Source organism: Kosakonia sp. WA-90, assembly GCF_039871955.1.
Lineage (GTDB): Bacteria > Pseudomonadota > Gammaproteobacteria > Enterobacterales > Enterobacteriaceae > Kosakonia > Kosakonia oryzendophytica.
The window spans coordinates 86,139-106,861 of the sequence record NZ_JBDPLJ010000007.1 but is presented as its reverse complement, the minus strand read 5'-3'; the positions used below and the strand labels follow the sequence as shown (position 1 = coordinate 106,861).

General features: G+C 55.6%; 13 protein-coding genes. 12 read left to right on the top strand and 1 reads right to left on the bottom strand.

Features of this window, described 5'->3' with window-relative positions; genetic code table 11:
• The first annotated feature begins 6 nt into the window (after window positions 1-6).
• The 11 genes from ptsP to recD all read left to right on the top strand — a co-directional run bounded on the left by ptsP (window position 7) and on the right by recD (window position 17,871).
• Window positions 7-2,253 carry a phosphoenolpyruvate--protein phosphotransferase gene (gene ptsP, locus ABGA49_RS13570; RefSeq protein ID WP_061493325.1) on the top strand — a complete coding sequence of 749 codons (2,247 nt, stop codon included), beginning with the start codon at window positions 7-9 and terminating at the stop codon, window positions 2,251-2,253.
• Between the two features lie 232 nt (window positions 2,254-2,485).
• Window positions 2,486-3,358, top strand: a complete 873-nt coding sequence (gene lgt / locus ABGA49_RS13565) for a prolipoprotein diacylglyceryl transferase (RefSeq protein ID WP_347665673.1) — start codon at window positions 2,486-2,488, stop codon at window positions 3,356-3,358.
• A 6-nt stretch (window positions 3,359-3,364) separates the two neighbouring features.
• Window positions 3,365-4,159, top strand: coding sequence for a thymidylate synthase (gene thyA, locus ABGA49_RS13560; RefSeq protein ID WP_347665672.1), 795 nt, complete (start codon window positions 3,365-3,367; stop codon window positions 4,157-4,159).
• A gap of 184 nt (window positions 4,160-4,343) precedes the next feature.
• Window positions 4,344-4,805, top strand: coding sequence for a prepilin peptidase-dependent protein (locus ABGA49_RS13555; protein ID WP_061493328.1), 462 nt, complete (start codon window positions 4,344-4,346; stop codon window positions 4,803-4,805).
• Window positions 4,799-5,362, top strand: a complete 564-nt coding sequence (locus tag ABGA49_RS13550; RefSeq protein WP_347665671.1) for a prepilin peptidase-dependent protein — start codon at window positions 4,799-4,801, stop codon at window positions 5,360-5,362. The genes ABGA49_RS13555 and ABGA49_RS13550 overlap by 7 nt, the downstream gene beginning before the upstream one ends.
• Window positions 5,359-5,766 carry a DUF2509 family protein gene (locus tag ABGA49_RS13545; RefSeq protein WP_061493330.1) on the top strand — a complete coding sequence of 136 codons (408 nt, stop codon included), beginning with the start codon at window positions 5,359-5,361 and terminating at the stop codon, window positions 5,764-5,766. The genes ABGA49_RS13550 and ABGA49_RS13545 overlap by 4 nt, the downstream gene beginning before the upstream one ends.
• Window positions 5,751-6,074 carry a prepilin-type N-terminal cleavage/methylation domain-containing protein gene (locus tag ABGA49_RS13540; protein ID WP_061493331.1) on the top strand — a complete coding sequence of 108 codons (324 nt, stop codon included), beginning with the start codon at window positions 5,751-5,753 and terminating at the stop codon, window positions 6,072-6,074. The genes ABGA49_RS13545 and ABGA49_RS13540 overlap by 16 nt, the downstream gene beginning before the upstream one ends.
• A 12-nt stretch (window positions 6,075-6,086) precedes the next feature.
• Window positions 6,087-9,458: an exodeoxyribonuclease V subunit gamma gene (recC, locus tag ABGA49_RS13535; protein WP_061493332.1), complete on the top strand. Its 3,372-nt coding sequence runs from the start codon at window positions 6,087-6,089 to the stop codon at window positions 9,456-9,458.
• A gap of 154 nt (window positions 9,459-9,612) precedes the next feature.
• A complete protein-coding gene (gene ptrA, locus ABGA49_RS13530; RefSeq protein ID WP_347665670.1) occupies window positions 9,613-12,501 on the top strand; it encodes a pitrilysin in 2,889 nt (962 codons plus the stop codon).
• The gene (recB, locus tag ABGA49_RS13525) at window positions 12,494-16,042 is read left to right on the top strand and encodes an exodeoxyribonuclease V subunit beta (protein ID WP_347665669.1); all 3,549 of its coding nucleotides are present in this window, start codon (window positions 12,494-12,496) and stop codon (window positions 16,040-16,042) included. The genes ptrA and recB overlap by 8 nt, the downstream gene beginning before the upstream one ends.
• Window positions 16,039-17,871, top strand: a complete 1,833-nt coding sequence (gene recD, locus ABGA49_RS13520; RefSeq protein WP_088237791.1) for an exodeoxyribonuclease V subunit alpha — start codon at window positions 16,039-16,041, stop codon at window positions 17,869-17,871. Before recB ends, recD begins: the two co-directional genes overlap by 4 nt.
• A 25-nt stretch (window positions 17,872-17,896) precedes the next feature.
• On the opposite strand, the gene argA is transcribed toward recD, so the two are convergent.
• A complete protein-coding gene (argA, locus tag ABGA49_RS13515) occupies window positions 17,897-19,228 on the bottom strand; it encodes an amino-acid N-acetyltransferase (protein ID WP_061493336.1) in 1,332 nt (443 codons plus the stop codon).
• 225 nt (window positions 19,229-19,453) lie between these two features.
• Here argA and amiC point away from each other — a divergent pair, with 225 nt between their 5' ends.
• Window positions 19,454-20,707 (top strand): N-acetylmuramoyl-L-alanine amidase AmiC, encoded by a 1,254-nt coding sequence (amiC, locus tag ABGA49_RS13510; protein WP_134318737.1) that lies wholly within the window; start codon window positions 19,454-19,456, stop codon window positions 20,705-20,707.
• Window positions 20,708-20,723: the final 16 nt, after the last annotated feature.

Sequence of the window (20,723 nt, the reverse complement as noted above, 5' to 3'; positions counted from 1 at the left end):
CACATCATGCTCACCCGACTGCGAGAAATAGTTGAGAAAGTCGCCAGCGCGCCGCGCCTTAACGAAGCGCTGGAAATACTGGTTACCGACGTTTGCCTGGCGATGGAAACCGAGGTGTGCTCGGTCTATCTCGCAGATCACGACAGACGTTGCTTTTACCTGATGGCGACGCGCGGTTTGAAAAAACCGCGTGGTCGTACTGTCACACTCGCATTTGATCAAGGGATTGTCGGTCTGGTCGGCAGGCTGGCGGAACCTATCAACCTTGCCGATGCGCAGAAACACCCCAGCTTTAAATATATTCCCGCTGTGAAAGAGGAGCGTTTTCGCGCCTTTCTTGGTGTACCTATTATTCAGCGCCGTCAGTTGCTTGGTGTACTGGTGGTTCAGCAGCGTGAGCTGCGCCAGTACGATGAAAGTGAAGAGTCCTTTCTGGTGACGCTCGCCACGCAGGTGGCGGCAATTCTCTCCCAGTCCCAATTAAACGCGTTGTTTGGTCAATATCGCCAGACGCGCATTCGTGCGCTCCCTGCCTCTCCTGGTGTGGCAATCGCCGAAGGGTGGGTGGATGAAACGTTGCCGCTGATGGAGCAGGTCTATCAGGCCTCAACGCTGGACACTACCCTTGAAAGGGAAAGGCTGACTGCTGCGCTTGAAGAAGCCGCTAACGAGTTCCGTCGTTATAGCAAACGTTTCTCCGCTGGTGCGCAGAAAGAAACGGCGGCGATTTTCGACCTCTACTCGCACTTGCTTTCCGATGCGCGTCTGCGCCGCGAACTGTTTGAGGAAGTCGACCGGGGCGTGGTCGCAGAGTGGGCGGTGAAAACGGTGATTGAACGTTTCGCTGAGCAGTTTGCTGCACTTACCGACGGCTACCTGAAAGAGCGCTCGGGAGATTTACGCACCCTGGGGCAGCGGCTGCTGTTCCATCTTGATGATTCAATTTCCGGGCCGAATAGCTGGCCGGAACGCTTCATTCTTGTGGCGGATGAACTGTCCGCTACGACGCTTGCTGAGTTGCCGCACGACCGGCTTGTCGGGGTGGTAGTGCGCGATGGCGCTGCCAACTCACATGCGGCGATCATGGTGCGCGCGCTGGGCATTCCGACGGTCATGGGGGCCGATATTCAGCCTTCGTTGCTGCAACGTCGCACGCTGGTGGTGGATGGCTACCGTGGTGAATTGCTGGTGGATCCTGAACCGGTACTGTTGCAGGAATATCAGCGGCTTATCACGGAAGAGAACGAATTAAGCCGTCTGGCCGAAGATGATGTGAACCTTGCCGCCCAGCTAAAAAGCGGCGAGCGGGTAAAAGTGATGCTCAATGCGGGGTTAAGCCCGGAGCATGAAGAGAAGCTCGGTAGCCGCATCGACGGTATCGGGCTGTATCGCACCGAAATACCGTTTATGCTGCAAAGCGGTTTTCCTTCGGAAGAGGAGCAGGTGGCGCAATACCAGGGCATGTTGCAGATGTTCAACGATAAGCCCGTTACGTTGCGTACACTGGATATTGGTGCCGACAAACAACTTCCTTACATGCCGATCAGCGAAGAGAACCCGTGTCTGGGCTGGCGCGGCATCCGTATTACGCTCGACCAACCGGAAATTTTCCTGGTGCAGGTGCGGGCGATGTTGCGTGCCAATGCGGCAACCGGCAACCTCAGTATTCTGCTACCAATGGTTACCAGTATTGACGAAGTGGATGAAGCAAGGCGGTTGATTGAGCGCGCGGGGCGCGAAGTGGAAGAGATGATCGGCTACGCCATTCCCAAACCGCGTATTGGCGTGATGCTTGAAGTCCCGTCGATGGTATTTATGTTGTCTCACCTGGCGACCCGCGTCGATTTTATCTCGGTGGGGACGAACGATCTGACGCAGTACATTCTGGCTGTCGATCGCAACAATACCCGCGTGGCGAATATGTACGACAGCCTGCACCCGGCGGTGCTGCGTGCGCTGGCGATGGTGGCAGATGAGGCTGAACGTTTAGGTATTGATATCCGCTTGTGCGGTGAAATGGCTGGCGATCCCATGTGTGTTGCGGTGCTGATTGGCCTGGGGTATCGCCATTTGTCGATGAACGGGCGCTCTGTGGCGCGTATCAAATACCTGCTGCGCCGCATCGATTGTGAAGAGGCGCAGACGCTGGCAAGGCGTGCTCTGGAGGCGCAACTGGCGACAGAAGTCCGCCATCAGATTGCGGCCTTTATGGAGCGACGCGGCCTGGGCGGGTTGATTCGCGGCGGTATTTAATCACCTGATTGTTAATTAGGTGTGGCCCGAATAAGCGTTAGCGTTATGCGGCGGTGGAGGCGCTGCCAGGCAGTGCTCTGCTGGCAGGCCTTATACATATCTTTTACACTTCACCGCCACCCGCGCCTTCGCCTTATGTTATGATTCGCAGCTTTGGAGCGGCCGCCGGTTGCGGTCTCGCGTGTGAACCGCTGGGCTTTTCGGGCGGAATAACAACAAGTTGTGGTGACACATGAACAGTGGCTATCTGCATTTTCCGGACTTTGATCCGGTGATTTTTTCCATTGGGCCGGTTTCCCTCCACTGGTACGGCTTGATGTATCTGGTGGGCTTCGTTTTTGCTATGTGGCTGGCTACGCGCAGGGCAAACCGTCCGGGCAGTGGCTGGACGAAAAACGAAGTTGAGAACCTGCTCTACGCGGGTTTTCTTGGCGTATTCCTCGGTGGCCGTCTCGGCTATGTTCTGTTCTACAATTTCCCGCTGTTCCTTAACGATCCGCTTTACCTTTTCCGCGTATGGGATGGGGGCATGTCCTTCCACGGTGGTTTGATTGGCGTGATCGTGGTGATGATTATTTTTGCCAAACGTTCCGGGCGTACGTTCTTCCAGGTCTCTGACTTTATTGCGCCGCTGATCCCCTTCGGTCTGGGCGCGGGTCGCTTAGGCAACTTTATTAATGGTGAGCTATGGGGCCGCGTTGATCCGAGTTTCCCTTTCACCATGCTATTCCCCGGTTCGCGCACGGAAGACATGGCGCTGCTGCCGTCACATCCCGAATGGCAATCCATCTTTGATACCTACGGTATGTTGCCGCGCCATATGTCGCAGTTGTACGAACTGGCGCTGGAAGGCATCGTGCTGTTTATTATCCTCAACCTGTTTATCCGTAAACCTCGCCCGACCGGCTCAGTCTCCGGCCTGTTCCTGATTGGCTATGGTGCGTTCCGTATTATCGTTGAGTTCTTCCGCCAGCCGGATGCGCAATTTACCGGTGCATGGGTACAATACATCAGCATGGGGCAGATCCTGTCCATTCCGATGATCGTCGCGGGCCTCATTATGATGATTTGGGCTTACCGTCGTCCGCAGCAACAAGTTTCCTGAGGAACCATGAAACAGTATTTAGAATTGATGCAAAAGGTGCTGAATGAAGGCACCCCGAAAAACGACCGCACCGGGACAGGCACGTTGTCTATTTTTGGCCATCAGATGCGCTTTAACCTGCAGGATGGCTTCCCGCTGGTGACCACCAAGCGCTGCCATTTGCGTTCAATTATTCATGAGCTGCTGTGGTTTCTGCAGGGTGATACCAATATTGCCTATTTACATGAAAACAATGTCTCCATCTGGGACGAGTGGGCTGATGAGCAGGGCAATCTTGGCCCGGTATATGGCAAACAGTGGCGCGCATGGCCAACGCCAGATGGTCGCCATATTGACCAGATCACCACTGTCCTCAATCAACTGAAAAACGACCCGGACTCGCGCCGCATTATCGTTTCCGCGTGGAACGTCGGCGAACTGGATAAAATGGCGCTGGCCCCATGCCACGCTTTCTTCCAGTTCTATGTGGCAGGTGGCAAGCTCTCCTGTCAGCTCTATCAGCGCTCCTGCGACATTTTCCTCGGCCTGCCGTTCAATATCGCCAGCTATGCGCTTCTGGTGCATATGATGGCTCAGCAGTGCGACCTGGAGCCGGGGGATTTTGTCTGGACCGGTGGCGATACCCACTTGTACAGTAACCATCTGGAACAGACCCGGCTGCAACTGAGCCGTGAACCTCGCGCTTTGCCGAAACTGGTTATCAAACGTAAGCCCGCATCGCTGTTCGATTACCGCTTCGACGATTTCGAGATTGAAGGCTACGATCCCCATCCCGGGATCAAAGCGCCGGTCGCTATCTGATCGTATTCAACATGACACAACCGGTGCGGTGATGCGCCGGTTTTTTTTGCCCAAAAACTGCATGTTCGGTGTCGCTTCCGGCTAATTTGCAACGCCTTGCAACAACGAATCTTTCCTTCGTAGCACCTCGTAAAAGCCATTTTCCTTGCTCGCAACCTGGTCTCGTGCATCGCAGACTTTCGCCATGAAACGTGAACATGGCTTTACCCTGATGGAAACCCTTGTGGCGATAGGGCTGATCGTTATCCTCTGCGGAACGGGGCTCTCCGGTTGGCAGCGCTGGCAGGCACAGCAACGATTGTGGCAAACCGCATTGCAGGCGCGTCATTTTCTGGAACGCTTGCGCGATGATGCGAACGGACTAAACCGCTCGCAGCGCGTTTATGGCGTGCATGAAGGGGGACGCTGGTGTCTGGCAAACACACCCGTACAGACCTGCGAGGCCGCAGGGTCTTTTGTGTTGACCCCTGACTGGCCGGAAGTAGCCTTAGTGGAGGTCACGCCTTCATTGGGTTTTTATGGTCTGCGCAATAGCGCGTGGCCGGGGCATATTCACCTGCGCAGTCACGCCGGGGAGTGGCGAATTGTGATATCCGCCTGGGGAAGGATCAGAATGTGCCAACAAGCCGTGGAGTCACTATGTTAAGCCGGACACGAGGATTTTCTTTGCTGGAGACATTGCTGGCGATGGCGATAAGCAGCGTGCTACTGCTCGCTTCGGCGCGTTTTTTACCGGCGTTGCAAACGGGCGTGCTACAGCACTACCGCATGCAAGCGGCTGAGAATGAACTGTGGCTGCGTACGTGGACTGTGGCGAAACATCTGCAACGCGCAGGATATTGCAACGGGCATTGTAGCGGTGAACCACTGTTGATTCGCAATGCCGGGGAGTGTGTGATTGTGCAATGGGATGCGAACAGTAATGGACGCTGGGAGCCGTCAGGGCATAGCGAATCGGAGCAGACCGGGTTTCGTCTGCAAAAAGGCGCACTGGAAACGCTACGTGGCGCAACCACTTGTACAGGACGCGGTTGGGAAAAGACCACCGATCCGGCTCAGATGACGGTACAGCGATTTAACGTCGCGCTACGTCGTACAGCGGGTTTTGCTCCCATCATCACAGTGACGCTGGCGGCGCGTGTGTCCGGACAACACGGGCGAGAGATGGTCGCTGCTCTCGACGTGATGGGGTACAACTTATGAACCGTCAACGAGGGATGTCATCGTTGGCGCTGGTCCTGTTATTACTGTTGCTGGGTAGCCTGATGCTAAATGGCCTGAACCAACAGTTAACCAGTCATATCTGGCAGGTCAACCATGAAAGCAAAATGTTGCGCCGCCTTGCACAGAGCCATTCGGCAATGGAATGGGCGCGGGTTCAACCCTGGACAACGACGCCTGCGTTGCAGTGTTTCGGGCAGGTTGAGCGGCAATGGCGAGCTTGTTTGCGTATTTTTGCTGATGAGACAGCATTATTGATTGCGGCGTATGACGAGGTGCAATTGTGGCGACGCGGGCAGGTGAGCCAGCAACGCGTGATTTTTTCGCCACATGGCTGGAGTGATTTTTGCCCGTTAAAGGAGTCTGCGCAATGCCAGCTCCCGTAAATAAGCAGGCAGGCTTTAGCCTGACGGAAGTGCTGCTGTCCATGGTATTAATGGTGATGGTGGTCACCGCCCTTGGCGGTTATCATCGTGCTCTGGCGTCGGGCTTTGCCAGCGCCAGTCAGTGGCGGCAGCTATGGCGTTGCGCGTGGCAGCAGGCGCAACCAACACCGCCGCCGTTGCCTCCTGGTTGGCGGGTCCAGCGACTGCAGACAACGGCAGAGGGATGTGTCAGCATCCAGGTTACCGTCATCTCGCCAGGGGGCAGGCAGGGACAAATGACACGGTTATTTTGCCCACTTAGTCAGTAGTCAGGAGCGTTTATGTTAAGGGTTTATCACTCCAATCGTCTGGATGTGCTGGAAGCATTGATGGAGTTTATTGTTGAGCGCGATCCGCTTGACGATCCCTTTGAGCCTGAGGTCGTCCTGGTGCAGAGCACCGGTATGGCGCAATGGCTGCAAATGACGCTGGCGCAGAAATTTGGCATTGCCGCCAATATCACGTTTCCTCTTCCGGCGAGCTTTATCTGGGACATGTTTGTCAGTGTGCTGGACGATATTCCGAAAGAGAGTGCGTTTAACAAACAAAGTATGAGCTGGAAACTGATGTCGCTGCTGCCAGGCATGTTGCAGCGCGAAGAGTTCGCGATGCTGCATCATTACCTGAGTGACGATGATGATAAGCGAAAGCTCTTTCAGCTCTCTTCCCGTGTGGCGGATCTCTATGACCAATACCTTGTTTACCGCCCGGAGTGGCTAACTCGCTGGGAGGCGGGGCAGAGCGTAGATGGTCTGGATGAGGCGCAACGCTGGCAAGCACCGTTATGGCGTGCGTTGGTGGAGCACACTGCCGCTCTCGGTCAGCCACACTGGCATCGCGCTAATCTGTATCAACGTTTTATCGATAAACTCGAATCAGCCCAGGCGCGTCCCGCAGGACTTCCCTCCCGGGTTTTTATTTGTGGGATTTCCGCTCTGCCGCCGGTTTACCTGCAAGCATTACAGGCATTGGGTAAGCATATCGATGTTCACCTGCTATTCACTAACCCTTGTCGCTACTACTGGGGCGACATCAAAGATCCCGCATTTTTGGCGAAACTTATCACCCGCCAGCGTCGACATCACCGGGAAGCCCGGCAGTTTCCGCTGTTTCGGGATTCGCAAACTGCCGGCAGTTTATTCAACGACGAGGGAGAACAGGATGTCAGTAACCCGCTGCTTGGCTCATGGGGCAAACTGGGTCGTGACAATATCTTTTTGTTGGCGGGAATGGAACGCTACGAGGAACTGGATGCGTTTGTCGATATAACGCCTGGTACACTGCTACAAAATATTAAATACGACATTCTTGAATTAAAAAACGCCGCTGTAGCCGGGGTGACCGCAGAAGAGTTTTCCCGCAGCGATAAAAAACGCAGGCTACAACCGGGCGATCGTAGCGTTACGGTACATGTCTGTCACAGCCCACAGCGGGAAGTTGAGATCTTGCACGATCGTTTACTGGCGATGCTGGACGCCGATCCCGATCTGACCCCGCGCGATATCGTGGTGATGGTGGCGGATATTGATAGCTACAGTCCTTATATTCAGTCGGTGTTTGGCAGCGCCAGCGGTGAACGCTATGTGCCTTATGCCATTTCCGACCGTCGCGCCCGCCAGGCGCACCCGGCGTTGCAGGCGTTTATTAGCCTGCTGTCGTTGCCAGACAGCCGTTTCGTGTCAGAAGATGTGCTGGCGTTGTTGGATGTGCCGGTACTGGCTGCACGTTTCAACATCAACGAAGAGGGGCTGCGCTATTTGCGCCTGTGGGTAAACGAGTCGGGCATTCGCTGGGGGATGGATGACGATAATGTGCGCGAACTGGCGTTGCCGCCAACCGGTCAGCACACCTGGCAGTTTGGTCTCACGCGTATGCTTCTGGGTTACGCCATGGAGAGTCGTCAAGGCGAGTGGCAGTCTGTTCTGCCTTACGATGAATCCAGCGGGCTGATCGCAGAACTGGTGGGTCACCTGGCGTCACTGCTGATGCAACTGAATATCTGGCGCCGTGGGCTTGCGCAGGAACGCCCGCTGGAGGAGTGGTTGCCGGTTTGCCGTGAAATGCTGAACGATTTTTTCTTGCCGGATCCGGACACCGAAGCGGCGCTTGCGCTGATCGAACAGCAGTGGCAGGAGATCATCGCCAAGGGCGTGGGAGCAAACTACGGTGAAGCAATCCCCCTTTCTTTGTTGCGTGATGAACTGGCGCAGCGCCTGGATCAGGAGCGTATCAGTCAGCGTTTTCTTGCAGGACCAGTTAATATCTGCACTCTGATGCCGATGCGTTCGATCCCTTTTAAGGTGGTCTGCTTACTGGGGATGAACGATGGCGTTTATCCGCGAACGCTGCCGCCGCTGGGGTTTGATTTAATGAGTCAGAAACCCCAGCGTGGCGATCGTAGTCGTCGTGATGATGACCGCTATCTGTTCCTTGAAGCGCTGATTTCCGCACAACAGCAGCTCTATATCAGCTATATCGGTCGTGCCATTCAGGATAACAAAGAACGTTTCCCTTCGGTGCTGGTGCAGGAACTGGTGGACTACATCGGTCAAAGTCACTATCTGCCCGGTGATGAGGCCGCGAACTGCGATGAGAGTGAAGCGCGGGTGAAGGCGCATATCACTCATCTGCATACCCGTATGCCGTTCGACCCCGCGAATTATGTTGCTGATGAGTGGCAGAGCTATGCACGCGACTGGTTGCCGGCCGCAAACCAGCAGGGCGAAACACATCCTGCTTTTATTCAGCCGCTGGCACCACTACCGCTGCAGACGCTGGCCTTTGACCAGCTTCAGCGTTTCTGGGCGCACCCGGTACGCGCCTTTTTCCAGATGCGGTTACAGGTTAACTTCCGCCCGGAAGAGAGTGAAATTCCGGATGCGGAACCTTTTGTGCTGGATGGGCTAAGTCGTTATCAACTGAATAATGAACTGCTTAACGCGCTGGTTGAACAGCAGGATGCGGAAAAATTGTTCCGGCGTTACCGGGCAGCGGGTGCACTGCCTTATGGCGCCTTTGGCGAGATCTTCTGGGAGACGCAATGCCAGGAGATGCAGGCACTGGCCAGCCGTGTCAGCGAGTTGCGCCAGCCTGCCGATAGCCTCGAAATCGACTTACATTGTGCCGGTGTACATTTAACCGGCTGGTTGCCGCGCGTACAGGCAGATGGCCTGCTACGCTGGCGGCCCTCGCTATTGAGCGTTTCTCAAGGGGTGCAACTTTGGCTGGAGCATCTTGTCTACTGTGCCAGCGGGGGAACCGGCGAGAGCCGACTGTTTGTGCGCAAAGATGGCGAGTGGCGCTTCCCGCCCCTGGAGCCTGACCATGCAATGCATTATCTGGCCCTGATGATTGACGGATACCGGGAAGGCATGGCAAAACCGTTATTACTGCTGCCGGAAAGCGGCGGTGCATGGATAAAAGTCTGTTATGACGCGGCAAATGATGCCATGGTAATGGATGACGAAACGTTACAAAAAGCGCAGGGCAAATTTCTGCAGGCGTACGAAGGCAATATGATGGTTCGCGGCGAAGGCGATGATCTCTGGTATCAGCGTCTGTGGCGCACCCTTGAACCTGAATATTATGCAGAAATCACTGAACAGGCGCAGCGTTTCCTGTTACCGCTTTATCGGCATAATCAGTCTGGTTGATTGTATAAAAATTGCGCAACATGAAGGCTTCTATTATTATGCGCGACGATCACGGACTGATATAACAAGAGTGCTGGCACAGTCAGCACATGTTTTACCCGGCGATATCCGCAGCTCCTGGTATCTCCGGGATCGTTAATGATGAGGTTCGTGAATGCCCTGCAGCACCTGGTTAAAAGCTTTCGTACTGTTTTTTGCCCTCTGGGCGCCATTCAGTCAGGCAGATAATGGTTGGCAACCTGTTCAGGAAACTATCCGTAAGAGCGACAAAGATACCCGACAGTATCAGGCCATTCGCCTTGATAACGGTATGGTCGTGTTGCTGGTGTCCGATCCTCAGGCGGTGAAGTCGCTCTCTGCCCTGGTCGTGCCGGTGGGTTCGCTGGAAGATCCCGATACCCATCCTGGTCTTGCTCACTATCTTGAGCATATGACGCTGATGGGGTCGAAAAAATACCCGCAGCCGGACAGTCTCGCCGAATTCCTCAAATTGCACGGCGGCAGTCATAACGCCAGTACGGCTCCTTATCGCACGGCGTACTACCTGGAAGTGGAAAATAATGCGCTGGAAGGTGCCGTTGACCGTCTGGCGGATGCCATTGCCGAACCGATGCTGGACAAAAAATACGCGGAGCGCGAGCGTAATGCCGTGAATGCCGAACTGACGATGGCGCGTACCCGCGACGGGATGCGGATGGCGCAGGTGAGCGCAGAAACCATCAACCCGGCTCACCCGGGAGCCCGCTTCTCTGGCGGCAACCTTGAAACCCTCAGTGACAAACCCGGCAGCCCCGTACATGATGCGCTGCTGGCGTTTCGCGATAAATACTACTCTGCCAATCTGATGAAGGCCGTGGTCTACAGTAATCGTCCGCTGGCGGATCTGGCGAAGATCGCCGTAGAAACCTACGGTCGCGTGCCGAATAAAAATATCAGTAAGCCGGAGATTTCCACGCCGGTGGTGACCGATGCGCAAAAAGGGATCATCATCCATTATGTCCCGGCGGTGCCGCGCAAAGTTGTGCGCGTCGAGTTCCGTATTGATAACAACACCGCTGCGTTTCGCAGCAAAACGGATGAACTGATCACGTATCTTATCGGCAACCGCAGTCCAGGGACGCTCTCTGACTGGTTGCAGAGCCAGGGGCTGGTGGAAAGCATTCGCGGTGATTCTGACCCGGTGGTCAACGGTAACAGTGGCGTGCTGGCCATTTCCGCCACACTCACTGACAAAGGGCAGGCAAACCGCGATCAGGTGGTGGCGGCGATCTTCAGTTACTTACAACTGCTGCGTGATAAAGGCGTGGATAAGCGCTATTTCGACGAGCTGTCCCATATTCTGGATCTTGATTTTCGCTACCCGTCCATTACCCGCGATATGGATTATGTTGAGTGGCTGGCGGACACCATGATCCGTGTCCCGGTCGCGCACACCCTTGATTCGGTGAATATTGCTGACCAGTTCGATGCGAAAGCGGTGCAGGCGCGCCTTGATGAAATGACGCCGCAAAACGCCCGCATCTGGTACATCAGCCCGGACGAACCCCACGATAAGACCGCCTATTTCGTTGAGGCGCCCTATCAGGTGAATAAAATCACCCCGCAAACCTTCGCTGACTGGCAACAACGTGCCAGTGCGATAGCGTTGAAATTTCCGGAGCTGAATCCCTATATTCCCGATGACTTCTCGTTGATCAAACCTGAGAAGCAGTATGCGCATCCGGAACTGATTGTCGATGAGCCCACGTTACGCGTGGTGTATATGCCAAGCCATTATTTCGCCAGCGAACCGAAGGCTGATGTCAGCGTCGTGCTGCGCAACCCGCAAGCCATGGATAGCGCGAAAAATCAGGTGCTGTTTGCACTCAATGACTACCTGGCCGGGCTGGCTCTCGATCAGCTCAGTAATCAGGCGTCGGTCGGCGGTATTAGTTTCTCCACCAATGCTAACAACGGGTTGATGCTGAATGCCAATGGCTACACGCAACGTTTACCTCAGCTCTTCCAGGCGCTGTTAACGGGGTATTTCAGCTATACGCCGACGGAAGAACAACTGGCACAGGCGAAATCCTGGTACACGCAGATGATGGATTCGGCAGAGAAGGGCAAAGCCTTCGATCTGGCGATTATGCCGGTCCAGATGCTCTCACAGGTGCCCTATTTTCAGCGTGAAACCCGTCGTGACCTGCTGCCTTCCATTACCCTGCAGGACATTCTGAACTACCGCGAAACGTTGAAAACCAACGCACGTCCTGAGTTCCTGGTCATCGGTAATCTCGGCGAGCAGCAGGCGAAAGATCTGGCTCATAACGTGCAGAAACAGCTCGGCGCAAAAGGCACGGAATGGTGTCGTAATAAAGACGTGCTGGTGGATAAACAGCAGAATGTAAGCTTTGAAAAAGCGGGTAACAGCACTGACTCCGCACTCGCGGCTGTATTTGTTCCTCCTGGTTTCGATGAATACAGCAGTTCTGCATATAGCACGATGCTGGGGCAGATTGTCCAGCCGTGGTTCTATAACCAACTGCGTACTGAAGAACAACTGGGTTATGCGGTTTTCGCCTTCCCGATGAGTGTTGGCCGCCAGTGGGGAATGGGTTTCCTGCTGCAAAGCAACGGTAAACAGCCTGCGTATCTCTGGGATCGCTATAAGGCATTCTTCCCGACGGCGGAAACGCGGCTGCGCGCCATGAAGCCGGAAGAGTTCGCGCAAATTCAGCAGGGTGTGATTGCGCAAATTGAACAAGCGCCGCAGACGTTAGGTGAAGAGGCTTCCAAACTGAGCAAAGATTTCGATCGCGGTAATATGCGTTTCGATTCACGTGATAAAGTAGTGGCCCAGATAAAACAGCTGACGCCGCAAAAACTTGCCGACTTCTTCCATCAGGCGGTGGTTGAGCCGCAAGGTATGGCGATTTTGTCGCAGATCTCCGGTAGCCAGAGCGGGAAAGTCGAATACGCCCGACCGCAGGGCTGGAAGGTCTGGGACAGCGTCAGCGCGTTGCAGCAATCCTTACCCATGATGGTCGAGAAAGATGAATGAAGCCACCGCTGAGCCCCTTGATCCCCTGCGCTTGCCGCTTACTGGCGAGCGCCTGATTGAAGCCTCGGCGGGAACCGGTAAAACCTTCACCATTGCCGCGCTTTACCTGCGGCTGTTATTAGGGCTGGGCGGCAGTGCCGCCTTCCCGCGTCCGCTTAGCGTTGAAGAACTGCTGGTGGTGACATTCACCGAAGCGGCCACAGAAGAGCTGCGTGGCCGCATTCGCAGCAATATTCACGAGCTGCGCATTGCCTGCCTGCGGGAATCCACCGACAACCCTCTGTATGCCCGTTTGCTGGATGAGATCGACGATAAACAGCAGGCGGCGCAATGGCTGCTACTGGCTGAACGCCAGATGGACGAAGCGGCTGTCTTCACTATCCATGGTTTTTGCCAGCGGATGCTGAGCTTGAATGCTTTTGAATCCGGCATGTTGTTTGAGCAGCAACTGGTGGAAGACGAGTCACTGTTGCGCTATCAGGCCTGTGCGGATTTTTGGCGACGCCATTGCTACCCGTTGCCGCGCGACATTGCCCAGGCAATCCACGCGGTGTGGCAAGGCCCTCAGGACCTGCTGAAGTCGATTGATCGTTATCTGCAAGGCGAAGCACCGCAAATCAAAGTTCTGCCAGCTGCAGATGAAACGCTGGCCTCTCGCCATCAGAAAATCATTGCGCAAATCGAAGCCGTAAAGCGCCAGTGGAATGCCGCGTTGGATGAGCTGGATCCGCTGCTCGAAAACTCCGGCATCGACAGGCGTAAGTTCAACCGTGGCAACCAGGCGAAATGGACAGAGAAGATCACCGCCTGGGCGCAGGAAGAGACAACAAGTTATCTGCTACCGGACGCACTGGAAAAGTTTGCCCAGTCGTTTCTGGCCCAGCGTACCAAAGCCGGTGGCGTGGTGCCGGAGCATGCTCTGTTTGTCGCCATCGACGATCTCCTGGCACAGCCTCTGACGCTTAACGATTTGGTGCTGATCTCCGCTATGCGTGAAATTCGTGAAACGGTAGCCAAAGAGAAGCGCCGTCGCGGCGAGTTGGGTTTTGACGATATGCTGAGTCGGCTGGATAGCGCGCTGCAAAGCCCGAACGGTGAAGCGCTGGCCGCTGCTATTCGCAACCGCTTCCCGGTGGCGATGATTGATGAATTCCAGGATACCGACCCGCAACAGTATCGTATTTTCAGCCGTATCTGGCTGGGGCAACCAGCGTGTGGTTTGCTGCTGATTGGCGATCCGAAACAGGCGATTTACGCATTTCGCGGGGCGGATATTTTCACCTATATGAAAGCGCGGGACGAAGTGAGCGCCCGCTATACGCTGGATACTAACTGGCGCTCGGCGCCGGGGATGGTAGCCAGCGTTAACCGGCTGTTCAGCCAGATGGATGATGCTTTTATGTTCCGGCAGATCCCCTTTTTGCCGGTCAAATCCGCCGCTAAAAATGCGTCTCTGCGTTTTACGCTTCGGGGCGAAACGCAGCCCGCGATGAAGCTGTGGCTGATGGAGGGTGACGGCGTCGGCGTTGGGGATTACCAAAGCTTTATGGCGCAACTGTGCGCAACGCAGATCCGTGACTGGTTAAGCGCCGGACAGCAGGGGGAGGCGCTGTTGCAGCAAGGGGAAAAAGCCCGTCCGGTCAAAGCCTCGGATATTACAGTGTTGGTGCGCAGCCGCCACGAAGCGTCATTGATCCGCGATGCGCTAACGCTGCTGAATATTCCTTCTGTTTACCTTTCCAACCGCGACAGCGTGTTTGAAACACCTGAAGCACAGGAGCTGTTGTGGCTGTTGCAGGCGGTGTTGGCGCCGGAGCGTGAAAGTACGCTCCGCAGCGCGCTGGCAACATCGATGCTGGGACTGACGGCGCAGGACATTGAAGCGCTGAATCTCGATGAGCTGGCGTGGGATGCGGTAGTGGAAGAGTTTTCCCGCTATCGGGAGCTGTGGCAAAAACGGGGTGTCATGCCGATGCTACGCACCCTGATGAGCGCACGCCATATCGCGGAAAACTTGCTGGCGACGCCAGGCGGCGAGCGCCGTTTGACCGACATTTTGCACATGAGTGAACTGCTACAGGAAGCGGGGACGCAACTGGAGAGTGAGCACGCGCTTACGCGCTGGTTAACGCAACGCATAGCCGAGCCAAACACCAACGCCGCCAGCGAGCAACTCCGTCTGGAGAGCGATAAACATCTGGTGCAAATTGTCACGATCCATAAATCGAAAGGCCTGGAATATTCCCTGGTATGGCTGCCATTTATTGCGAATTTCCGTGTGCAGGATCAGGGGTTTTATCACGATCGCGACGCTTTTCAGGCTGTGCTTGACCTTAGCCATGCTGATGACAGCGTTGCGCTGGCGGAGGAGGAACGGCTGGCGGAAGATCTGCGGTTACTGTATGTCGCACTGACGCGTTCCATATGGCATTGCAGCCTAGGCATTGCGCCGCTGTTCCGTCGGCGTGGCGAGAAAGCCGGGGCGTCGGATTTCCACTTAAGCGCGCTTGGCCGGTTACTGCAAAAAGGCGAGGCGCTGGATGCCACCGCCCTGCAAAACGCATTGCAGCAACTGTGCAATGACGATATTGCCGTCTGTGTGCCGCAAACGCCGGACGGTGAACCCTGGCAGATGCCGCAGGTGCGACCACCCGCATTGAGTGCGCGTGACATGCAGCGGCGTATTGCCGATGACTGGCGCGTCACCAGCTACTCCGGGTTACAGCAGCGTGCTCACGGCATCGCTCTGGATTTACTGCCGCGTCTGGATATGGATGCAGCCGGAGAGCGGGAGCCACAAGCAGAGCCGATGTTAACACCGCACCAGTTTCCTCGTGGCGCTTCGCCGGGAACGTTTTTGCACAGTCTGTTTGAAGAGATGGATTTTACCCAACCGGTTTCTGCGCCGTGGGTAACGGAAAAATTGCTTACGGGCGGCTATGAAGAGCACTGGCAACCGGTATTCAGCGACTGGCTGGAGACGGTATTGCGCGCGCCGTTGGCACAGTCCGGCGTGTGTCTGCGCCAGTTGAGCGGCAAAGATAAACAGGTGGAGATGGAGTTTTATCTCCCCATCAGCGAGACATTAACCGCGCCTGCACTGGATGCATTGATACGCCGCTACGACCCGCTATCGGCAGGCTGCCCGCCGCTTGATTTTCGCGATGTTCGCGGCATGCTGAAAGGCTTTATCGACCTGGTGTTTCGCCATAACGGGCGCTACTACCTGCTGGATTATAAATCTAACTGGCTGGGTGAGAGCGCAGAGGCCTACACGCAAGAGGCGATGGCGGCGGCGATGCAGTCGCATCGTTACGATTTGCAATACCAGCTCTATACGCTCGCACTGCACCGTTATTTGCGCCATCGCATTCCAGGGTATGACTATGAACGCCATTTCGGCGGCGTGATTTATCTCTTTTTACGCGGTGTGGAAGCCCAAAACCCGCAGCAGGGCATTTTTGCTACCCGTCCTGATGGCGCGCTGATTGCGCAAATGGATGCGTTATTTGCCGGGCTGGAGCAGGAGATGACGCCATGAGCATGACGACCTTATTACGTGAAGCGGCGCAGCAGAAGTTGCTGCGTCCGTTGGACGTTCAGTTCGCCCTTACTGTGACCACCGAAGATGAGCCAGCCGTCATGCTGGCGGCTGCACTGCTCAGCCATGAAGCGGGGGAAGGGCATGTCTGCCTGCCGCTGGCGCGTCTTACGCCTGAGGCGTTCGCTCACCCCTCGACGCTATTAGCGCAATTGTTTGAATGCGCCGGGCAACCGGATGACTGGCAGGCAACTCTACTGGCCTCTCCCGCTGTGAGTGAGGGAGATGCCCCCACGCCATTGATCCTCTCCGACGGGCGTCTCTACCTGAACCGAATGTGGTGCAACGAACGGCAGGTCGCTGCATTCTTTGCGCAAGAGAACACGCCCCTGGCGGTTGACGAGGTGCGCCTGACGCAGGCCCTTACATCACTATTTCCGGCTACCGATGACGTCAACTGGCAGAAAGTGGCCGCCGCCGTTGCGTTAACCCGGCGGATTTCGGTGATTTCCGGAGGGCCCGGGACCGGCAAAACCACCACCGTGGCGAAACTGCTTGCTGCGCTGGTGCAGATGGTTGATGGCGACAAGTGTCGTATCCGCCTCGCGGCGCCAACCGGTAAAGCCGCCGCACGATTAACCGAGTCGCTGGGTAATGCGCTGCGTCAGCTGTCGTTGAATGAGCAACAAAAAGCGATGCTGCCCGATGAGGCCAGCACACTGCACCGATTATTGGGCGCTCAGCCGGGGAGCCAGCGCATGCGCCATCATGCGGGTAACCCGCTGCATCTGGATGTGCTGGTCGTTGACGAAGCCTCTATGATCGATTTGCCGATGATGTCGCGGTTGATTGAGGCGCTACCGCCGCATGCCCGGGTGATTTTCCTTGGCGATCGCGATCAACTGGCGTCGGTGGAGGCCGGCGCTGTGCTGGGGGATATCTGCGCCTGGGTTAATGCTGGTTACACGGCGGAACGCGCAGCACAATTGACGCGCCTGACCGGCTGTGCGGTACCGGCGGGAGACGGGAGCGCGGCCAGCGCACTGCGTGACAGTTTGTGTCTGCTGCAAAAAAGCTATCGCTTCGGCAGTGATTCCGGCATTGGTCAGCTTGCTGCTGCGGTAAACCGGGGGGATAAATCCGCCACCCGGGACGTGTTCGGGCAGGGGTTTAGCGATATTGAGCGTAAGCCGTTACAGTCGACGGAAGAGTATCAGCAGATGCTGGATGATGCCCTTGCCGGTTATGCCCGTTATCTCTCGCTGGTACACAGCAATGCGGCGCCTGCAGAGGTGATCGCAGCGTTTGGCGAATACCAGTTGCTGTGCGCATTGCGGGAAGGGCCATTCGGCGTAAGCGGCTTGAATGAGCGACTTGAGCAAGCGTTATTACGCCAGCGGCAGATTACGCGATTGCCGCACTCCCGTTGGTATCACGGGCGACCGGTAATGATCGCGCGTAATGACTCATCGCTGGGGCTGTTTAACGGTGACATCGGCATTGCGCTTGAGCAGGGGCAGGGGATCCGCGTCTGGTTTCCGCTGCCGGATGGCACCATTAAATCGGTGCAGCCAGGGCGTTTACCGGAGCACGACACTGCGTGGGCGATGACCGTGCATAAATCGCAGGGATCAGAGTTCGATCACGCCGCGCTGATCCTGCCGCAGCAGATCGTACCGGTAGTGACGCGTGAGCTGGTCTATACCGCGATTACCCGCGCGCGCAAGCGCTTATCGCTGTATGCGGACGAGCGTGTGTTGATGCAGGCCATCACCTCCCGTACGGAGAGGCGCAGCGGCCTGGAGGCGTTATTTCGTCGGATGATGTAACCCCCGCATGACGCGGGGGCGAGGTTCAGGTTAGATCGGCCATCAGCACTTTTGAGCGACGCTGATAGTTGTACATCTGTTTTTTACTTTCCGGCAGGGAGTCGATATCCACCGGCGTAAACCCGCGCTCCTGGAACCAGTGAATGCTGCGGGTAGTCAGGACAAACAGTTTCGCCAGTCCCATTTGTTTCGCCTGTGCCGCCACGCGCTCCAGTAGCATCTCGCCGCGTGAAGAACTGCGGTAGTCCGGATGCACCGCCACACAGGCCATTTCGCCAATCTTCTCTTCCGGGAACGGATAAAGTGCCGCGCAGGCGATGGTCAGGTTATCGCGCTCAATAATGGTGAACTTGTCGATCTCCATTTCCAGCTGTTCGCGGGAGCGGCGTACTAGGATGCCTTGTTGCTCCAGCGGACGGATCAGCTCGAGAATACCGCCAATGTCGTTAATGGTTGCACGACGGATTTGCTCGGCACTCTCCATCACGATCTGCGTACCAATACCGTCGCGCGAGAAGAGCTCTTGCAACAAGGCGCCGTCTTCCTGATAGCTGATTAAGTGGCTACGCCGCACACCACTACGGCAGGCTTTCACCGCGCCGCGCAGGAAGCGCACGGTGCCGGAGTAGTAATCTCCACGCTCTTCCAGCACGTCCACGCGTGCCTGGGCTTCGTTTGGGAACAATTCAGAGACGATTTCGCCTTCGTCGTTCATCACGCCCTGCGAGGAGCAAAAACCGATCATTTTTTCCGCTTTCAGTTTGATGGCAAGCTGAGTGGCGATCTCTTCAGAGGTGAGGTTAAAGCTCTCTCCAGTGACCGAAACGGCGACCGGGCCCATCAGAACAATCGCGCCACTATCGAGCTGGCGGTGGATCGCTTCTTCATCAATACGGCGAATACGTCCGCTGTGGCAATAATCCACACCGTCATCCACGCCCAGCGGCTGCGCGATGATGAAGTTGCCGCTTACCACATTTATATGCGCCCCCTGCAACGGCGTGTTGTTGAGGCTCATAGAAAGGCGGGCAGTAATATCCAGTTGCAACAGGCCGGCAGCCTGTTTCACCAGTTCCAGCGTTTTGGCGTCGGTAACACGGGTATTTTTATGATAAATCGGTTCATGATGGTGTTCGGCGAGATTCGCGTCGATTTGCGGGCGTGCGCCGTAGACCACCACCAACCGGATACCCAGGCTGTGCAGTAGACCGATGTCATTGACAATGCTGGAAAAGTTTTCATGCTCAATCGCTTCACCGCCAAGCATAATGACAAACGTTTTTCCCCGATGAGCATTAATATAGGGAACTGAATGGCGGAATCCCTGTACCAGTTCGGTTCTGCGTTCCTTTACCACGGCCTACCCTCACTGCATGATTATTCGTAATTTGTGTATTTTTATTCTTTTCTGGTGCCGCGCGCAAGTGCAAAATTTTTCAGTAAACAATAAACCTACGCCCACAAAGCCATTAGCCAGACATATGTTTACCCTTTAATAGATGACAGTTTATGCGTCATTCGTTAAAGTTTTCGGTCAATTCTGACGTTCATTACTATTTCAGTTTAATTGCTCGGGAGAAGCATGTCGGGAAGTCAATCAGCGCTGAGCCGCCGCAGATTATTAAAAGGGGCGGGGGCCATGTGGTTATTAAGCCTGAGCCAGGTCAGTCTGGCCGCAGTCAGCCAGGTAGTGGCGGTTCGCGTGTGGCCCGCCTCGACCTACACACGCGTGACGGTGGAGTCTAACCAGGTCATTAAATATAAGCAGTTTGCGCTGAGTAATCCTGACCGGCTGGTGGTGGATCTCGAAGGCGTGCATCTTAATTCCGTGTTGAAAGGCATGGGCGCGCAAATTCGCAGTGACGATCCCTATATTAAATCGGCTCGCGTTGGTCAGTTCGATCCACAAACAGTGCGGATGGTGTTTGAATTGAAGCAAAACATCACTCCGCAGCTGTTTGCGCTGGCACCGGTTGCCGGATTTAAAGAGCGCCTGGTGATGGACCTTTATCCGGCGAATGCGAAAGATGTACAGGATCCGCTGCTGGCCTTGCTGGAAGAGTACAACAAAGGCGATCTTGATAACCAGGTCCCACCAGCGGAAAGCGGTCCGCAGCCGGGCAAAGCCGGACGCGATCGTCCGATTGTGATCATGCTCGATCCAGGACACGGTGGCGAAGATCCGGGCGCAACGGGCAAATATCACACCCGCGAAAAAGACGTGGTGCTGCAAATCGCTCGTCGTCTGCATGCGCTGATCGAAAAAGAAAGCAATATGAAGGCCTACATGACGCGCAACGAGGATGTGTTTATTCCGTTGAAGGTGCGTGTTGCCAAAGCGCAGAAACAGCGCGCGGATCTGTTTGTTTCGATACATGCAGATGCATTCAGTAGCCGACAGCCAAGCGGTTCATCGGTGTTTGCGCTCTCCACCAAAGGAGCGACCAGTACCGCCGCGAAGTACCTCGCCGATACGCAAAACGCGGCTGACCTGATAGGCGGCGTCAGTAAGAGCGGCGATCGCTATCTGGACCACACCATGTTTGATATGGTGCAATCACTGACCATTAACGACAGTCTGAAGTTTGGCAAAGCGGTGCTTAACCGTCTTGGCACGGTCAATAACCTGCATAAGAACCAGGTGGAACAGGCAGGCTTTGCGGTGCTGAAAGCGCCGGACATTCCGTCGATTCTGGTCGAAACCGCGTTTATCAGTAACGTGGAAGAGGAGCGTAAGCTCAAGACCGCGAAGTTCCAGCAGGAAGTGGCAGAGTCGATTCTGGCGGGGATAAAGGCCTATTTCGCGGATGGCGCGACGCTGGCAAGAAGGCAATAAAAAAACAGGCGCCCTA